The sequence below is a fragment of the Sorangium sp. So ce1036 genome (genome assembly GCF_051369805.1).
Classification (GTDB): domain Bacteria; phylum Myxococcota_A; class Polyangia; order Polyangiales; family Polyangiaceae; genus Sorangium; species Sorangium cellulosum_F.
In genome coordinates this window covers 841,948-859,556 of the sequence record NZ_JBBMOX010000001.1, presented here as the reverse complement: position 1 = coordinate 859,556, position 17,609 = coordinate 841,948, and the positions used below count along the sequence as shown (strand labels likewise).

At 73.1% G+C, this 17,609-nt stretch carries 16 protein-coding genes; 6 read left to right on the top strand and 10 right to left on the bottom strand.

Annotated features, from left to right (window positions below; genetic code table 11):
• Positions 1-10: 10 nt before the first annotated feature.
• The gene (locus WMF31_RS03060) at positions 11-1,174 is read right to left on the bottom strand and encodes a hypothetical protein (protein WP_436600503.1); all 1,164 of its coding nucleotides are present in this window, start codon (positions 1,172-1,174) and stop codon (positions 11-13) included.
• 448 nt (positions 1,175-1,622) lie between these two features.
• Between WMF31_RS03060 and WMF31_RS03055 the strand changes: the two genes are divergently transcribed.
• From WMF31_RS03055 to WMF31_RS03045, 3 genes are all read left to right on the top strand, one after another.
• Complete coding sequence (locus tag WMF31_RS03055; RefSeq protein WP_436600502.1) at positions 1,623-3,176, top strand: sigma 54-interacting transcriptional regulator; 1,554 nt, start codon at positions 1,623-1,625, stop codon at positions 3,174-3,176.
• Between the two features lie 63 nt (positions 3,177-3,239).
• Positions 3,240-4,679, top strand: coding sequence for a serine/threonine-protein kinase (locus WMF31_RS03050; RefSeq protein ID WP_436600501.1), 1,440 nt, complete (start codon positions 3,240-3,242; stop codon positions 4,677-4,679).
• A 10-nt stretch (positions 4,680-4,689) separates the two neighbouring features.
• The gene (locus WMF31_RS03045) at positions 4,690-5,556 is read left to right on the top strand and encodes a hypothetical protein (RefSeq protein WP_436600500.1); all 867 of its coding nucleotides are present in this window, start codon (positions 4,690-4,692) and stop codon (positions 5,554-5,556) included.
• 46 nt (positions 5,557-5,602) lie between these two features.
• On the opposite strand, the gene WMF31_RS03040 is transcribed toward WMF31_RS03045, so the two are convergent.
• Complete coding sequence (locus WMF31_RS03040; protein ID WP_436600499.1) at positions 5,603-6,085, bottom strand: SRPBCC domain-containing protein; 483 nt, start codon at positions 6,083-6,085, stop codon at positions 5,603-5,605.
• 133 nt (positions 6,086-6,218) lie between these two features.
• Between WMF31_RS03040 and WMF31_RS03035 the strand changes: the two genes are divergently transcribed.
• The gene (locus WMF31_RS03035) at positions 6,219-6,542 is read left to right on the top strand and encodes a helix-turn-helix domain-containing protein (protein ID WP_436600498.1); all 324 of its coding nucleotides are present in this window, start codon (positions 6,219-6,221) and stop codon (positions 6,540-6,542) included.
• Between the two features lie 163 nt (positions 6,543-6,705).
• On the opposite strand, the gene WMF31_RS03030 is transcribed toward WMF31_RS03035, so the two are convergent.
• Positions 6,706-7,431, bottom strand: a complete 726-nt coding sequence (locus tag WMF31_RS03030; protein ID WP_436600497.1) for an SAM-dependent methyltransferase — start codon at positions 7,429-7,431, stop codon at positions 6,706-6,708.
• Between the two features lie 335 nt (positions 7,432-7,766).
• Here WMF31_RS03030 and WMF31_RS03025 point away from each other — a divergent pair, with 335 nt between their 5' ends.
• Positions 7,767-8,279: a DUF1993 domain-containing protein gene (locus WMF31_RS03025; protein WP_436600496.1), complete on the top strand. Its 513-nt coding sequence runs from the start codon at positions 7,767-7,769 to the stop codon at positions 8,277-8,279.
• Between the two features lie 89 nt (positions 8,280-8,368).
• Here WMF31_RS03025 and WMF31_RS03020 read toward each other — a convergent pair whose 3' ends face one another.
• From WMF31_RS03020 to WMF31_RS02995, 6 genes are all read right to left on the bottom strand, one after another.
• Entirely contained in the window at positions 8,369-9,556 is a 1,188-nt protein-coding gene (locus WMF31_RS03020) for a PQQ-dependent sugar dehydrogenase (protein WP_436606514.1), read from the bottom strand.
• Between the two features lie 126 nt (positions 9,557-9,682).
• Positions 9,683-10,087, bottom strand: a complete 405-nt coding sequence (locus WMF31_RS03015) for a hypothetical protein (protein WP_436600495.1) — start codon at positions 10,085-10,087, stop codon at positions 9,683-9,685.
• Between the two features lie 322 nt (positions 10,088-10,409).
• Positions 10,410-11,540, bottom strand: a complete 1,131-nt coding sequence (locus WMF31_RS03010) for a hypothetical protein (protein WP_436600494.1) — start codon at positions 11,538-11,540, stop codon at positions 10,410-10,412.
• A gap of 10 nt (positions 11,541-11,550) precedes the next feature.
• Positions 11,551-12,561, bottom strand: a complete 1,011-nt coding sequence (locus tag WMF31_RS03005) for an SIS domain-containing protein (protein ID WP_436606513.1) — start codon at positions 12,559-12,561, stop codon at positions 11,551-11,553.
• Between the two features lie 16 nt (positions 12,562-12,577).
• Positions 12,578-13,630 (bottom strand): N-acetylglucosamine-6-phosphate deacetylase, encoded by a 1,053-nt coding sequence (gene nagA, locus WMF31_RS03000; protein WP_436606512.1) that lies wholly within the window; start codon positions 13,628-13,630, stop codon positions 12,578-12,580.
• Between the two features lie 59 nt (positions 13,631-13,689).
• Entirely contained in the window at positions 13,690-13,920 is a 231-nt protein-coding gene (locus tag WMF31_RS02995) for a hypothetical protein (RefSeq protein ID WP_165372951.1), read from the bottom strand.
• Positions 13,921-13,965: 45 nt separating this feature from the next.
• Here WMF31_RS02995 and WMF31_RS02990 point away from each other — a divergent pair, with 45 nt between their 5' ends.
• Positions 13,966-15,555, top strand: a complete 1,590-nt coding sequence (locus WMF31_RS02990) for a glycosyl hydrolase family 18 protein (RefSeq protein WP_436600493.1) — start codon at positions 13,966-13,968, stop codon at positions 15,553-15,555.
• Between the two features lie 73 nt (positions 15,556-15,628).
• Here WMF31_RS02990 and WMF31_RS02985 read toward each other — a convergent pair whose 3' ends face one another.
• Positions 15,629-17,293: a hypothetical protein gene (locus WMF31_RS02985; protein WP_436600492.1), complete on the bottom strand. Its 1,665-nt coding sequence runs from the start codon at positions 17,291-17,293 to the stop codon at positions 15,629-15,631.
• Positions 17,294-17,609 lie beyond the last annotated feature (316 nt).

Here is a 17,609-nt window from a genome sequence, read left to right as displayed (position 1 = left end):
CACCGATGCGTCAGCTTCCCTCGCCGGGCGGAATGTCTTCTGCGCACCCATCGGTCATCTCCCCGGTCCATGGATCCTGGTAAGATACGCAACCCATGCTGCACCCGTAGCGCTGCTCGCCCAGCGGCGGCGTGCAGACCACGAGCTGGGTGGCGTCGTCCGCACAGCGCACCCAGCCGACGCCGTTGCCGCAGTCGTGCTCCGGCATGTCTGGCTTGAACCAGCTGAGCGGTCGGGCGCCGAAGCCCTCGTAGCACGCGTGGTCGCGGCTGTCGTTCTCCGAAGCGACGCTGTGATGCCCGTACATGCCGGTGATGGGCGACGGCACGAGCCCCGGGATCGTCGTGGGATCGTCGCCCCGCACAGGATCGCACAGCGCGCCCGCGACCAGGGTGTCATAGCGGATCTGCGCCGACGCCGGGTGGCCGGTATCTGTCGTGTCACGGACCTTCGGGTCCGGAGTATTGATGTCCACGCGGGTGTCGGTGTCACGCAGCCAGTTGACCATGTCGCGCGCGATGAAGATGCTACGGTAGCAAATGTCGCGGCTGTCCTGGTCCTCCCACACGATGTCGCAGCGCCTCTTGCCCTCGGGCGGAACGAGGTCGCGGAACGCGGCGTTGTCTGGATTGCCTGCCCACACCCGCCGGACGCAGTTCTTCGTGGCGAAGTAATCGGCCTGCCCCTCCGCAGCCATGTGCGTGCCCAGATTGCTGATGTCGCTCGTCGGCCTCTCCCCGGCGAGGAGCCCGGTCCTGAACGGAAACCCGCCGAAGAGGTGTCCGAGCTCATGGCACGTGGCCATGCGCACCACATCGCGCGTGAGGTACTGATTGAGAAAGGGCCCTTTCGGGACGAGGGTCCAGCCCCGCACGCCGCGGATCTCCGCGCCGTAGATGCCGCCGAGCGAATCCCACCGCGGCACGATCGTGATCGTCGCCGACCGCGCCGCCGCGTACGGCCGGTAGAGGTCCACGACCTCCTCCGCCACCTGCAGCGCCGTCTCCGCGTCGATGATCAGCGCGGCGTCGTCCGGCACGGACTGCGCGCCGCTCGCCGACGCGGCGAGCTCTCGCGCCGCCGCGGCCTCGCCGCCGCCGGACGCGCTCGCGTCGGTGTCCGTCGAGAGATCCGCCGGCGCGCAGCCCGACATGGCCAGGCCGACGAAAAGCATGCTCAGACTCGTGCTCTTCTTCATTCAATACTCCAGATCGTGCGCCCGCGGGACCACGCGCCGAGGGCGCAAGCTCGACATTCAAGGTACTGCACCGCTTGCCCTCCGGCGATCGACTCCGCCCGCGGAGGGAGCAGCGGCCGACAGGACGGTAGCATTCACGAGGACACGAACCAGGGGGGTTAACACAACTCAACAGATCCAGTTGAATAGTTCACGGTTGGAGGGCCGCGCACGCCCCCGTGTCCCGGGATCCGCGCGGCGATCCCGTGCTGCAGAGTCTCGACGCCCGCGCCGAGCGCGGCTCACCTGTCGAGCGCCGCGCCGGCGCGACGCCGCGCAGGCCGGTCCGCGCGCGCCGCGGAGCCGGGGCGTCGCTCGGCCCGATTTCGGCCGCCTCCGCGCCGCCGCGTGACGCCGGCGCGGAGGCCTGCTGAGATAGAGGGGCATGCCTCCGTGGAATGACGACGACGCCGCCTCCACCGATCTCCTGGCCGGACCGGTGCAGCCCGACACGACCGCCGCCGAGAGCTTCGCGCTGTCCGTCATGTCGGGCCCGGACGAGGGCCGCCGGTTCACCGTGGCGCCGGGGCTCCCCGCGCGCGTGCTCGCCGGCAAGAGCCCCGCCTGCGACATCCCCCTCACCGACCGGCTCGTCTCGCGCCGCCACGCCGCCTTCGAGCTCGCCGGCCCTCGCCTCCGCGTCACCGATCTCGGCTCGACCAACGGCACCTTCGTCCAGGGGATCCGCGTCGGCGACGCGTACCTCCAGGGGGGCGAGCTCGTCCGCCTCGGCGAGACCGTGCTCCGCGTCGAGGCGCTCGGCGTGACGCAGGCGGCCGAGCTGTCGCGCGCCGTGCGCTTCGGCAAGCTCGTCGGGGCGAGCGAGGAGATGCGGCGGCTCTACCCGCTGTGCGAGCGCCTCGCGGCCTCGAGCGTGCCCGTCGTCATCGAGGGCGAGACGGGGACCGGCAAGGAGGTGCTCGCCGAGGCGATCCACGAGCAGGGGCCGCGCGCCGCCGGGCCGTTCGTCGTCTTCGACTGCACCGCGGTGCCGCCGACGCTCGTCGAGTCCGCGCTCTTCGGGCACGAGCGCGGCGCGTTCACCGGCGCGAACGAGGCGCGCCGCGGCGTCTTCGAGGAGGCCCACGGCGGCACGCTGCTGCTCGACGAGATCGGCGATCTCGATCTCGCGCTCCAGGCGAAGCTCCTCCGCGCCATCCAGCGCTCGGAGGTGCAGCGCGTCGGCTCGAACCGGTGGATCCGCGTCGACATCCGCGTGCTCGCCGCGACCCGGCGCGACCTGGAGCGCGAGATCCAGGCCGGCCGGTTCCGGGACGACCTGTTCTTCCGGCTCGCGGTGGCGCGGATCGAGCTGCCGCCGCTCCGCAAGCGGCGGGGCGACGTCACGGTGCTCGCGCACCATTTCTGGCGACAGCTCGCGGGCCGCGGGGTCCCCTTCCCCCAGGGGTTCAGCGAGCGGCTCGAGGACTACGACTGGCCGGGCAACGTGCGCGAGCTCTACAACGCCGTGGCGCGCCGCGTGGCGCTCGGCGAGGCCGCGCCGATCGAGACCGCGAGGTCCGGGCTGGCCCCCTCGGGCGGGCCGGCCTCGACGCCCGGGCCCACCTCGACCCGCGGGCCCGCCTCGACCCGCGGGCCCGCCTCGACCCGCGGGCCCGCCTCGACGGCGGAGCCGGCTCCGCCGTCCGGCGCCGCGTGGCCGGCGATCTCGCCCTCGGCGGGTGGGCCCCCGTCCTCGATCGCGCTCGCGGAGGCCGCCGAGGGCGCCGAGCCCGCGATCTCCGGCGACATCATCGAGGAGATCCTCGCGCTCGACCTGCCCCTCGCGCGCGCGCGGGAGCGCATCGTCGAGCACTTCGAGCGGCGGTACGTGCAGCGCGTCCTCGCGCAGCACGGGGGCAATGTGCGGAGCGCGGCGGCCGCGTCGGGCATCGCGCGGCGGTACTTCCAGATCCTGCGCGCCCGGCGCTCCGCCTGACACGCCGGCGCGGGCGGCGCGGCGCGCCGCGGTCGCCGGCCGCGCCATGGTATCGTCGGACCGATGGTGCAGGCCCCGAGCCACGACGGAGCGCTCGCCGTCGTCCGCTACCTGCTCTTCGACGAGATCGGGGCGGGCGGCATGGCGACCGTGCACATCGGCCGGCAGCACGGCTCGGCGGGGTTCCGGCGCACCGTCGCCATCAAGCGGCTCTACCCGCAGCTCGTCCGGGACCCCGAGCTCACCGCGATGCTCCTCGACGAGGCGCGCGTCGCGGCCCGCATCCAGCACCCGAACGTGGTCTCGACGATCGACGTCGTGGCGAGCGGCGGCGAGCTCTTGCTCGTCATGGAGTACGTGCACGGCGAGTCGCTGGCGCGCCTGCTCCGCGCGGCGACGCGCGACGGCGGCGCGCCCCCGCCGCGCATCGCCTGCGCGGTGCTCGCGGGCGCGCTCCACGGCCTGCACGCCGCGCACGAGGCCACCGGCGAGGACGGCGCCCCGCTCGGCCTCGTGCACCGCGACGTGTCGCCGCACAACCTGCTCGTCGGCGAGGACGGCGTCCCGCGCGTGCTCGACTTCGGCGTCGCCAAGGCCGCGGGGCGCGCGCAGATCACGCGCGACGGGCAGATCAAGGGGAAGCTGGCCTACATGCCGCCCGAACAGATCGCGGGGGAGCCGCTCGACCGGCGCGCGGACGTGTACGCGGCGGGGGTGGTGCTCTGGGAGACGCTGACGGGCGAGCGCCTGTTCGAGGGGCGGGGCGAGGCGCTCTCCATCCTGCGCCTGTTGCAGGCGGGCGTGGATCCGCCGAGCGCGCGCCGGCCCGGGGTGCCGCCGGCGCTCGAGGCGGTCACGCTGCGCGCGCTCGCGCGCGATCCCGGGGACCGGTTCCCGACCGCGCGCGCGATGGCGCTGGCGCTGGAGGCGACCGGCCTCGCCGCGTCGACCTCGGAGGTGAGCGCCTGGGTGACGTCGCTCGTGGGCACGTCGCTGGCCGAGCGCGCGGCGCGGATCGTCGAGATCGAGCAGGTCCGGGCGACGCCCGTCGCGTCGCTCCCCCCCGAGGCCATCGCGGCGGAGATCCCGGAGGCGAGCCCGCGGCAGGCCGCGAGCCCCGCGCGGCGGCGGCGCTGGGCCGCGGCCGCGGCGACGGGGGGGCTGCTCGCGATCGCGGCCGCGGCAGCGAGCCTCGCGCGCGCCGGGGCGCCGACGCACGCCCGCGCGAGGGCCGGCGTCGCCGCCGCGGCGCGCGCGCACGCCGCGCCGCACGCCAGCGCGGAGGCGGCCGCCGCGGCGGCCGTGGCCGGCGCGGCGACCGGCGCGCCCGGGCCCTCCGCGGCTGGCGCCGACGCGCCTCCCACGCCGACCACGACGGCCACGCCTGCCGTCGGCGCGAACGCCCCCAGGCGCCCGCGCCGCGCCCCCGCGCGCGACGGATGCAACCCGCCGTTCGTCATCGATGCCCAGGGTCACAAGCGCTACAAGCGGGAGTGCTTCTGACGCAGACCGGATGACCCAGCGCCCCCCTCGCCACGCCCTCGCCGTCGCGATCGCCCTGTCGGCGCTCGCCTGCCTGACGCCCGCCCGCGCTCACGCCGGCGACGTCGAGGCGTGCCTGACGGCCTCCGAGGAGGGCCAGCGCCTGCGCGACGAGGGCCGGCTGCGCGAGGCGCGCGCGCGCTTCATCGCGTGCGGCGACGCCGCGTGCCCCGCGCTCGTCCGGTCGGACTGCGCAGGCTGGCTGTCCGAGCTCGAGGCGCGCATGCCGACGCTGATCCTGAGCGCGCAGGACGAGCGCGGCCACGACGTGGCCGACGCGCGGGTGACGCTCGATGGCGCCCCGCTCGCCGCGCGCCTCGACGGCCGGGCCGTGGAGGTCGATCCGGGCGAGCACGTGCTCCGCTTCGAGCGCGCGGGCAGCGCTGCCGTCGCGCTGCGGCTCGTCGTGCGCGAGGGGGAGAAGCTGCGCCGCGTCTCGGCCCGGCTCACCTCGCCCGCCGCGCCGGGGGCAGGCGCGGGCGCGCCGCGCGAGGACGCGGGGGCGCCCTCGTCCGCGGGCGTGCCGATCCTGCCGATCGCGCTCGGCGGCGTCGCCGTCGCGGGCGGCGTCGCCTACGCGGCGTTCGGCCTGAGCGCGCGCGCCGACGCCGACCACCTGCGGGCGACCTGCGCGCCGAACTGCACCGAGGCGGCGGTCGACGCGGTGCGGGCGAAGGTCGTCGCCGCCAACATCGCGTTCGGCGTCGGCGTGGCGGCGCTCGGCGGCGCCGTGGCCGCGCTCCTGCTGCGCCGCCCCGACGCCGCTGCGCCCGCCGCCGCGGTGCACGTCGTCCCCTTGCCCGGGGGCGCCGCCGCCACGCTCGGCGCGCGGTTCTGAGATCCCAGGCGCGCCGCGGCCCCGCGGCCGCGGCCGGGCCTCCAGCTCAGAACGAGCCCTGGCGCAGGTTGATGGCGTACTCGAGGTACGCCTTCAGGCAGAGGGACATATGCATCCAGCCCTGGCAATTCCCGTAGGACGCCTGCAATCCCTTCTCGGTCTCCTTCCAGCCCGACTCGGAGATCCGGAGGAGCGTCGAGCTCGGGCCCAGGGCCTCGAAGCGCATCTCCACCCGCGTGTTGTAGGGGAGCGTCTTCACCGGTTTCCCGTCGCCGTCGTCGCCCGGCTCGCCGGCCTCCCACTCGAAGGCGATGAGCTCGTCGGGGATGACCTGCTTGACGAAGACCGGAAAGGGCTTGCCGCCGTCGAAATCGGCGAAGCTCCACAGGACGGTGGTCCCTTCGTCGAGCGGCCCGCTCGCGCCGCCGGTCGTGAAATACCCGCTGAGCTTCTTCGGATTGTAGACCGCATCGAAGACCTCGTGGACGGGCTTCTGGATCTTCGTCTGCACCTGGAACTTGAGCTCCATGACGCCTCCTTCTCGCGGCAACACCTCGACCGCGCGCGACGCGCGGACACGACGACGCACCGATGCGCCGACCGCACGGGCTTACCTGCACGCGTCGTTTGACCGCCCCCGCATCATGTTATATTCTTATAACATGTCAAGCGCGGATCCGGACGACTTCGTCTTCAAGGCGCTGGCCGACGGCCGGCGGCGAGAGATCCTGGACCTGCTCAAGGACGGGCCGAAGACCACGGGCGAGCTGTGCGATCATTTCGTCGACTGGGATCGCTGCACGGTGATGCAGCACCTCGGCGTGCTGGAGAAGGCCGAGCTGGTGATCGCCAGGCGGGAGGGGCGCCACCGCTGGAACTACCTGAACGTGCTCCCGATCAAGCGGATCCAGGACCGGTGGATCAGCCCGTACGCCTCCGCCGCGGTCGACCTGCTCGACCGGCTGAAGCGCGATCTGGAGACGTGACGCGGGAGGCGCGGCGCGCGCGGTGGCTCGACTGGCTGAACGCCGTTCGGGTGCACGGGCGTTACCGCATGACGGGAACAATTCTCCCGGGAGGCTGTCGACAGCCTCCGAGCGCGGTCGAAACTGCATCGCTGGCCGTCGCCGTGTGGCGCGGGTTGCCACGTCATGCGCCGATCCTGGATGGCTCGCAGCGCGTCACCCAGGTCTTGAAGTGCAGCTCGCCGAAGATCAAGCGAGGCGCCACGAAGCCTGCCCGGGCGAGGAGCGCGAAGACCTCGGCGTCCGAGGCCGGGACCTTCATCGACGCGAGGGCCGCCTGTCGCTGCGCCACCGCCTCGGGCGGCCTCCCGGCCGCGAGGAGCCGCTGCGTCTCGGCGGCCATCAGCAGCGGATCGTCTCCGACCCGAACACCGATCACGAAGGGCGCCCCCGGCTTCAGCCGCCCGGCGATCTCCCGCAAGAGCTCGAGGCGCGCCTCGTCCCCCGGGACGTGGTGGAGGACGCCGATCATCTGGGCGCCGTCGAACAAGGGCCCGCGCGCGAGATCGCGCAGCGCGCAAGCATGCAGGCTCGTCCGCTCGAGGAGCCCTTCCGCCGCGAGCTTCTCTCTCGCGACGGCGAGCATCTCCGGCGAGGGATCGACGCCCGTGAAGCGAACGCCCGCGCCCGCGAGGCGCGCGTACGGCTTCACCTCGCTCCCGGTCCCGACGCCGATCATCAGCAGCGACGCGGCCTCCGTGTCGGGGAGCGCCGCGACGATCACCTCGGCGATGACCTGTTGCATGGCGTCGTAGCCCGCTATCGAGAGGCGCACGTGGCCGTCGTAGTGCAAGGCTCGCTCGCGACCGAACCCCGCGGCGCGCTCTCCGTGCTCGTCCGTTCTCATCATGGCTTCTCCCTGGCTGACGGTCGCTCGGACCGGCTCCAGCAAAGGAGTACCGCCCTCCGTGCGGCCCCGACAGGGCGGGGTTTTCGCTCCGACGAGTGAGGCTTTCTGTCGCCCCCACCGCGCGCGCAGGGCAGGATCCGGCGCCGTGCCAGCTCGGTGAAGCCCCCCGGCGCGCGTCGGCCGCGGCCCCGTCGGCAGCGCACCTTGCGCGCCGCCCGGCAGTGCGCATCCTGAGGCGACTTGCGGAACACCCCCCGGGCTCACGCCCGTGGTGTTGCCCGTCTTGGTATGACGGCGGCCCGTGCTACACACGTCCCGCCCCCCAGGAGATGATGATGAACCTCTACGATCCCTTCGTGCCGCAGCTCATCCAGACCGTGGGCCAGGCGCGCCAATGGCTCGACAAGGCCCAGGCCCTCGCCGAGCAAAAGAAGTTCGACGTCAACGTGCTCCTCAGCGCGCGCCTCGCGCCGGATCAGCACCCGCTCGTGAGGCAGTTCCAGATGATCAGCGACGGGGCCAAGTTCACGGCCGCGCGCCTCGGCGGGGTGACGCCGCCCGTCTTCGAGGACAACGAGACGACCGTCGACGAGGTGCGCGCCCGCCTCGACAAGACGATCGCCTTTCTGAAGACCATCGAGCCCGCGCAGCTCGAGGGCGCGGATGCCCGGACCGTCACCCTGCCGTTCGCGCCGGGCAAGGGGATCAAGGGCATCGACTTCCTGGTCAAGTTGGCCCTGCCCAACTTCTACTTCCACGCCACCACGGCCTACGCGATCCTCCGCCACAACGGCGTCGATGTGGGCAAGGTGGACTTCCTCGGCGAGCTGCCGTTCTTCGACGTTTGACGCCGCACGGCGCAGATCCCCGCGCGCCCCGGAGCTCGCCGGACGTGGCCGCGTCATCACCGCATGAACACCGCCCGACCCTCGCCTGATCACCGCGTGATGCGCAGGATCCGGTCCTTGTCGTCCGGGCAATCCCCGCGGCCGTCGCAGTTGCTCGTCGTGACGTAGAGCGCCCCGTCCGGGCCCATGATCACCTCACGGAGCCGGCCATATCCCTCCGGAGGGTCCCCCTCGAAGTAGACCTCATGGGCCTCGATGCGCGGGGGCTTCCCCGGCTCGAAGGCGACGCGGTGCAGGTGCTCCGAGCCGAGCGTGCCGACGATCAGGCTCCCGCGCCACTCGGGGATCGCGCTCCCCGTGTAGATGGCGGCGCCGCCCGGAGGCACGGCGTCGTCCCAGGTGAGGAGCGGCGTGACCAGCCCCTCCCTCGCCTCGCAACCGTAGATGGTGGGCCAGCCCAGGTTCGCGCCGAGGGAGACCACGTTGACCTCGTCGTGCCCGCGCCGGCCGAGATCGCCGCTGGGCCCATGATCGGTGACGACGAGCTCGCCGGAGCCGAGCCAGTCGAACCCCTGGGTGTTGCGGATGCCGAGCAGGACCGCCGCCTTGCCAGGAAACGGGTTGTCCGCCGGGATCTCGCCCTCGGGCGTCAGGCGGAGCAGCTTGCCCGCGAGGCTGTCCATCGATTGCGCCGTGTCCGGCTCCGCCGCGTCGCCCGTGCCGATGTACAGCATCCCGTCGGGGCCGAACCGGAGGCGGCCCCCGTCATGGCGCGCGGCGCCCGGGATCCCGTCGAGGATCACGCGATCGAAGGTCGCGCCGCGGAGATCGTCGGCGACGCGATAGCGAAGGACACGGTTGCTCCGCTCTCCGTCGCGCTCGGCGGTCACGTAGACGTAGATGAAGCGGTTCTCCTCGAAGCGGGGGTGCGCGACGATCCCGAGGAGCCCTCCCTCGCCGCCCTCGTGCGTCGCGATCGTCGCCACCGGGCGCTCGACGAGCTGGCCCTTCGATACCAGCCGGATCCGCCCGGGGCGCTCCGTCACGAGGAAGTCGCCGCCGGGCAAGAACGCGATGCCCCAGGGCACCTCGAGCCCGGTGACCACGGTCTCGGCCTTCACGGCGACGGCGCCCGGCGCGCCAGCGCCGTCCTCGACCAGGGTGCAGCCGGGACCCGGGCGCGCGATGGGCGGGCTCTTCGTCCGCGGGGAACAGCCGGCGAGCGCGGCGGGGAGCAGGCAGAGCAGGGATGAGGCGACGGTGCGGTGGACGCGCATCATGACGGGAGCGTGGATCCACGGCGCCGAGGGTGCCAGATGCCCCCGCGCGCTCGCCGCGGCACGCTCACCCCGCGGCCGCCGTCGGCCCGACGGGCGCCGCGGCGCCGGGCCGCGCGCCGCCCATCAGAAGTCGGGGAAAGGCGAGCCGTTGTGAATCCTCAAGGTCTTGCACTCCCCGTTCGCGTCCCAGGTGATGCGCATGTATCCGCGCGTCGCCATCGCGACGGACCACATGTCTGCAAGCTGCCAGCCCGCAGTGCACGAATAAGCGACACCGTCCATCGATGCCGAGAAGAGGCGCAGCGTGCTCCCATCCAGACTTCTCTCCATGATGAACTGCGCCGAGTCCAATCCAGGGGTCTCCTGGAGCGTGCGGAAGCTCCCGGAACAAACCCCTCCGGTGGCGTCCTGCGTGCAATAAAAATCCGAGTGGATGAAGCCTGCGCGCACGACGGCGGCCGTCGTGATCCCTGCGAGCGCGAGGAGCAATCCGCCGGCAGCCTTCAGAATGAACGATCGATGTTTCATGTGGACCTCGTTCCGTGAACGTCTCGCGAGCGTCGAGAGCGGATACCCCTGAGAGCGCCTCTCATGACATTGCGCCATCACATCATTGCATCTCTCGCGCATCTCTCGCGCATCTCTCATGCATCTCTCATGCATCTCCCGCGCCACCCGGCAGACATGCGGCGCGGCGTCGATTCACCGCGCGACATGCGCTCCCCATCCCACGATCTCGGCATGATCCGCCGTCACATGTCACGTGACATGCCACGCAGGCGGCGTGACATGTCACGGCTGCACGCCGCCGCGCTCGGCGCCCTCGTCCGAGCCCGGCTCGCTCCCGCGGCTACCGCGGCACGCTCACCACGCGGCCGCCGTCGGCCTCGTCGATCGCGTACGCGCACGCGCCCTGCACCGCCACGGCCGCGGGGCGCGTCAGGCCCTCGGCGAGCACCTCGGGGTAGCCCGGGCAGCCCGCGGTCGGGCACCGCATGACCGTGCCCCCGCCGCGGTTCGCCCAGTACGCGTCCGCGCCGTCGACCACGATCCCCGCGGGCTCGCGCAGCGGCCGCGCCGGCTCGGCCTGCGGCGCGAGCGGCTCCACGGCGCACGACGCCACGAGGTCGCAGCGGGAGACGCCGCCCGCCGTCCCCTCCGGGTCGGCCCAGGTCCAGAGCACCTCCGCGCCGCCGAGCGCGACCTGATCCGGGAAATCGAGCCGCGCGGCGACCAGCGTGGGCATGACCGGCGACGAGGCGCCCTTGTCGAGGCGGAGCACCTGGCCGAACTCGACGCCCGTGCCGCGCTGGATCCAGACGACATGGCCCGCGTCGCCCGGGGTGACCGCCACGCCGCGCGGGTGAGACACGCTCAGCGCGAGCCGCTCCGGCGCCGCCCCGCAGCCCTCGGCGAGCGAGCACCGCCGGAGCTCTCCCGCGGTGCCGCTCTCCTCGTCGACGGTCCAGTACACGTCCCGCCCGTCCGTCGCGAGGCCGCGCACGGCCTCGGCCTCGCCCGGACCGAAGGCGAGGAGCGAGATCGCGCCCGCCGCGCAGCCGTCGGCCGGGCACCACCAGAGCCCGTCCTCCGCGACCCAGACGACGAGCCCCTCGGCGGTCGCGAGCAGGCCCGGCCCCGGCGTGAACGCCACGAGGTCGTCCACCGCGCCCGTCGCGGGATCGAGGCGGCGGATCCGATCGCCCGCGCCGTCGCCCGCGCGGCTCGTCCACACCACATGCGACCCGACCGCGGCGATCGCGAACGGCGCGCCGGCCGCCTCGCCCGCGGCGACCACGCACGGGCCGCCGCAGCCCTCGGGGGCGCAGCGACCCGGGTCGCCGGGCTCGGGGCCCGGGTCGCCGGGCTCGGGGCCGCCCTCGGCCCCGCCGCTCAGGCCGTCGAGATCGATGTAACAGCCGGGTAGCACCGCGAGGAGGGCCGCGGCGACGAGCCCGGCTCCGACAACAGGCGTTCGCATGACGCCCTTTCTACAGCGTTTTCGTGACCTTCTTGAGCCGCCTCGGCGCGTCGGGGTCGAGCCCGCGCGCCTCGGCCAGGGCCGCGGCGGCCAGGTAGAACGCCTGCGCCTGGCAGAGCGGGTCGAGCAGCGCGTGAGGAGACTCGGGCACCACGAGATCCACCCCCGGCAGCCCGGCGGGGCCCACCAGGATCACCTTCGCGCCCTGGCCCCGGAACTCCTCGGCCACGCGGACGAGGCCGGCCTGCGCCGGGCCGCGCGGGGCGAAGATCAGGAGCGGGAAGCGGTCGTCGATGAGGGCCATCGGCCCGTGCTGCACCTCGGCGACCGTGAACGCCTCCGCGTGGAGGCCGCACGTCTCCTTGAGCTTGAGGGCCGCCTCCAGCGCGACGGAGAACCCCGGGCCCCGCCCGAGCACGAGCAGGCGCTCCTCGCCGCGCAGGGCGTCCACGAGCGGGCCCACGTCGCCCTCGCTCGCGGCGGCGAGGGCGTCCGGCAGCGCGCCCAGCGCGTCGAGCAGGGCGGGGTCCTCCTTCCAGCACCCCACCACCCGGGCCATGGCGCTCAGGCTGGCGAGGAAGCTCTTCGTGGCGGCGACGCTGCGCTCGGGGCCGGCGCGCAGCGGGATCGTCGACGCGGCCACCCGGGCGAGCGGCGAGCCGAGCTGGTTCACCAGGGCCGCCGTCACCGCGCCCGCGGCGCCGCACGCCTCCAGCGTGCTCACCACGTCCGGGCTCTGCCCCGACTGGGACACCGCGACCGCCAGGCTGCCCTGGAGCCGCAGCGGCGCGCGGTAGAGGGTCACCACCGAGGGGGGCAGGCTCGCGACCGGGCAGCCGAGCTGCGTCATCACGAGGTAGGCGAGGTAGGCCGCGGCGTGATCCGAGCTGCCGCGGGCGACCGTGACCACGGACGGCGGCGGCGCCGCGCGCAGGCGGGCGCCCAGCGCGCGGTGGACGGGCTCGTCCTGGGCGAGCTGGCGCGCCACGATCTCCGGGGCAGCGCGGGCCTCCTCGGCCATGAGGGAGCGGCTTCGGTCACGCAAGGGGCTCTCCTTCCACGAGGACCTGCCGCAGGGCGAGGTCCTCCTCCAGGACCAGGAGATCGGCGAAGCACCCCGGCGCGAGGCGCCCCCGCTCCGGGAGGCCGAGGTGCTCGGCCGGGTACTGGCTGCAGCGGCGCGACGCCTCGGCCACGGGCAGCCCGAGGTGGATCAGGTTCTTGAAGGCCTGGTGCATGGTCAGGCAGCTCCCCGCCAGGGTTCCGTCGGGCAGCCGCACGCTGTTCTGGCATTTCGTGACGGCGTGCGCGCCGAGCCGGTAGTGCCCGTCCGGCATGCCCGAGGCCGCGGTGCCGTCGGTCACGGCGTAGAGCCTGGGGATGCAGCGCAGGGCGGCCCGGATGGCGCCCGGATGCACGTGGAGCAGATCCGGGATCAGCTCGGCGAAGTCGCCGTGGGCCAGGGCCGCCCCCACGGCGCCGGGCGCGCGGTGGTGCAGCCCGGTCATCGCGTTGAAGAGGTGGGTGAAGCCGGTCGCCCCGGCGTCGAGGGCCGCCACGACCTGCTCGTAGCTCGACAGCGTGTGCCCGATCTGGACCCGCACCCCGAGGCCGGCCAGGGCGCGGATGAGCTCCAGGTGACCGTCGAGCTCCGGCGCGAGGGTGAGCACGCGGATGGGGGCCACGGCGTGGAGCGCGAGCGCGACGTCGAGATCCCCGCGCGCCACGCACGCGGGCTGCGCGCCGAGCCGGCCCGGGTTGAGGAACGGGCCCTCGAGGTGGACGCCGAGGATGCGCGCCTCGCCGCGGCGGCGCGCGTCCATGGCGGCCCGGATCGCGCGCAGGGCGGCGGTGATCTCCGCGAGGGGCGCCGTCATCGTGGTGGCGAGCAGGCTGGTGGTGCCGGCCGCGGCGTGCGCGCGGGCGAGCCCCCGGGGCGCGGCGCCGCCCTCCATGACGTCCTGGCCGCCGCCGCCGTGGACGTGCAGGTCGACGAAGCCGGGCAGGATCCGCGGCCCCGCGGCGGGCTCGGCGACGGGAGCGCCCTCGAGCTCCTGGATGCGCGCGTCGAAGCGGACGCGCCCGCGCATCCAGCCGGCCGGAGTGAGGAGGTTGCCTTCCAGATCCACGCGACGCGATCCTACCCGAGCTACCTCGGCTTGCAGCCCGAACCTGGCCCCAGCGGGGGTCGGGCTCCGTCCGGGAGGGCGTCCGCGATCGGGCGGATCGCCCGGCGATCTCCCGGATCGCCCCCGTGCTCGCCGGGATCGCCGGGCGCGACCGCGGCGAGCTCCTCGTGATGAAGCGCGAAATGGGCTGTCGCGGCGCCGTGGCGCCGCTCGTCGAGGCCATCGCCGCGCGCGGTACGCCGGTTGCTCATCGGGTCTGCGACGACCGGAAACCGGTACACGCAAGGAGATCAACCATGAAGCATTTCGCTCTCACGACCCTGCCGTTCTTTGCTGTCCTCGCCCTGGCGGCCTGCGGACCCGATGGCGAAGCGGACATGGAGCACCTCGGTCCCGATGGTGAGGAGTCCGCCGCGGCGGAGCAAGCCGCCGTCGCCAGAGCCTGGGCGCCGTACACCGCGTATGCGGTCAACTCCGAGGTGACCTACGGCGGCGTCACGTATCGCTGCATCCAGGCGCACACCTCCCTTCCTGGCTGGGAGCCGCCGATCGTCCCGGCGCTGTGGCAGGCAGTGAGCGGCAGCAGCTCCTCCAGCACCAGCAGCAGCAGCTCCTCCAGCACCAGCACCAGCTCCGGCAGCGGCGGCTCGGGCGGCAGCGGCGGCTCGGGCGGCAGCGGCGGCTCGGGCGGCAGCGGCGGCTCGGGCGGCTCGGGCGGCAGCGGCGGCGGCTCGGACAGCGGCGGCAAGAAGGTGATCGGCTACTTCGCCGAGTGGGGAGTCTACGGCCGCAATTACCACGTCAAGAACATCGACACGAGCGGGTCGGCCGCGAAGCTCACGCACATCAACTACGCCTTCGGCAACGTGGTGGGCAACCGGTGCCAGATCGGCGATCCGTATGCCGATTACGACAAGGCCTACAGCGCCGCCGACAGCGTCGATGGCGTCGCCGACACCTGGGACGCCGGCGCGCTCCGCGGCAGCTTCAACCAGCTCCGCAAGCTCAAGAAGAAGCACCCGCACCTCAAGGTGCTCATCTCGCTCGGCGGCTGGACCTGGTCGGCCGGCTTCTCCGAGGCCGCGCTGCCCCAGAACCGCGCCTCGTTCGTCTCCTCCTGCGTCGATCTCTTCATCAAAGATCCCCGGTGGGCCGGCGTGTTCGACGGCATCGACGTCGACTGGGAGTACCCGGCCGCGTGCGGCAACACCTGCAGCAATCGCCCCGAGGACACCCAGAATTTCACGGCGCTGCTCGCCGAGTTCCGCGACCAGCTCGACGCGGCGCGCCCCGGGCTGCTGCTCACCATCGCGGCGCCCGCCGGCCCGGACAAGATCGACAAGATCCAGGTCGGCGAGATCCACGAGCACCTCGATTTCATCAACCTGATGACCTACGACATGCACGGCGCCTGGGAGTCCACGACGAACTTCCACGCGCCGCTCCACAACGCCGCCTCGAACCCCGCGAGGGCGCTGAAGTACAGCACCGACGAGGCGGTCTCGGCCTGGCTGAGCGGCGGGACGCCGGCGAGCAAGCTGGTCGTCGGGGTGCCCTTCTACGGCCGCGGCTGGACCGGCGTCACCAACGTGAACCACGGCGTGTGGCAGTCGGCCGCCGGCGCCGCACAGGGCACGTACGAGGCGGGGATCGAGGACTACAAGGTCCTGAAGGCCAAGGGGCACCCCGGCTACACCCACCCGGACACGAAGGCGTTCTACACCTTCAACGGGACGGAGTTCTGGAGCTACGACACCCCGGCCTCGCTCGGGGTCAAGACGCGCTACATCAAGGACAAGGGGCTGGGCGGCGCGATGTTCTGGGAGCTGAGCGGCGACACCCCGGACGGCGAGCTCGTCACCGCGCTGAAGAACGGCCTCAAGTGAGAGGCCGGCGCGAGCGCGCCGGCTCCCCTCTTCTCCCTCGGTTCCCTGAGTGCCCTCAGTTCCCTCAGTTCCCTCAGTTCCCTCGGAACCGGTGGACGACGTTCCCCTTGTCGCCGGACACGTAGATCGCGCCCGACGCGCTCACGGCGACGCTGCTCATCGCATAGGTCGGCACCGTCCCGGTGATCGCGTCGAGGCCGACCTCGAGGCGCCGCGCCACGACCGAGATCGCCCCCGTCGACGGGTCCACGCGCAGCAGGCGGCGCTTCCCGGTCTCCACGACGAGCAGCGAGCCGTCCAGATCCACCGCCATCCCCTCCGGCCGGTCCAGGCCAGCGGCCACCTCGAGCGGCGGAGAGAGCGTCACGCCCCCGGACACCACCTGAAGGATCGCGCCCGTGGCCCGGTCCGCGGCCCAGAGGTCGCCGCCCGACACGGCGAGGCCCGAGGGCACGGTCATCGACGCGAGCGTCACGGGTCCGCCGCTCGTCTTTCGAACGACGCGCGCCGCGCCCGGCCCCGCCCCGAGCTCGGCCACCACGAGGTCGCCCTGGAACCGGACCGCGTTGAGCGGCGAGACGAAGTCGTCGTGGCTCTCGAGGACCGTGCCCGTCGCCGGATCGTAGACCTGAACCGCGCTGGAGAACCACGCGCTGAAGATCAGCGCCGAGCCGTCCGCCGACACCGAGGAGGGCCCGTGCAGATCCGAGAAGCCCAGGAACGGCCGCTCGACCCCGAGCGGCTCGCCCGTGCCCCCGTCGAACCTCCGCAGCGAGGCCAGGTCGCCGACATAGACCGACTCGACCCCTCCCTCGCTCAGCACCGCCACGCCGCCGGGCATGATGAGGCCGCCCGGGAGGAGCGAGCGCGTCTGGCCGTCCGGCGCCACCCGGACGATGAAGCCGTCGGTGGCGCTCGAGACATAGAGGTTGTCCTGCGCGTCGAAGGCGAGGTTGTCGAGGCCGGGGGGGAGCACCGCGAGGACCTCCGTGTCGCCCGTCGCGACGTCGATCCGCACCACCTCGCCGCTCTGATCGACCGCGTGGAGCCGGCCGAGCGAGTCGAACTTGACCGCCGTGGGGATGAAGAAGCCGTCCGCGACCGTCTGGAGGTCGCACTCCACCTCCGGGTCGACCGCGCCGGTGCAGGAGTCCACATCGATGCTGACCACCCTGCCCTGCGTCCAGATCGGCCCGTACAGCCGGCCGTCGGGGCCCCAGTCCATGCCGTTCAGGAAGCCGAGGTTGCTCGCGATGTGGCGCGGCGGCGCCGTCAGATCCGGGTCGACCTCGTAGAGCCCGTCCCCGAAGAAGTCGAGGGCCACGAAGAGCCTCCCCGTATCGGAGAAGGTGATCGGGTTGACCCCCGGCGCGACGTGCTGCTGGGTGATGTCGCCCGACGGCGCGCGGCGCACGACGTTCCCGGTGATGAGCGACGTCCAGTAGAGCGAGCCATCCGGGCCGAACGTGAGGTCATCCGGGCCATCGACCCCGTCCGACGCGCCGAGCCGACCCACGATGGCTCCGCTCCTGCGGTTCACGACGGCGATCTCGTTGCCGAGGAAGCTCGCGACGTACAGCCGGCCGTCCGGCCCCACATGGACGCCGTTCGAGCCGTGAAGCCGCGCCCCCTCGACGAGGACGGACGGCTTCGCAAGAGCCGTCGATGAGACACCGAGGAGCGCCGTGCCGGCAAGCACGAAGGCACCCGCGAGCACGAAGGCAAAGGACCTGCGCATAAGCTCTCCTTTCACTGCATCACCGCCGCGCGTGGACCGCGCACCCCGGGTTCACGGGGATCGCCGTGAGGCGCGGCCCCCGCAGGACGGCGTGAATCCCTGACTTATTTTTTATGACTACTTACAAAGAATCCTGGCCACGTTAACATGACTCGTGGGCGCGTCCAAGGCGCCACCGCGGCCCTCACCCGGGTTGCGGCCCCGCGTCACCCACATGAGCCAGGAGGGCGCACCTTCCCGGGTTGCGGACGGCAGTCACGGCAGTCACCTGCGTGAACCAAGGGGGGTGTCCGTCGGCCTGCGACCCCCGCGACGG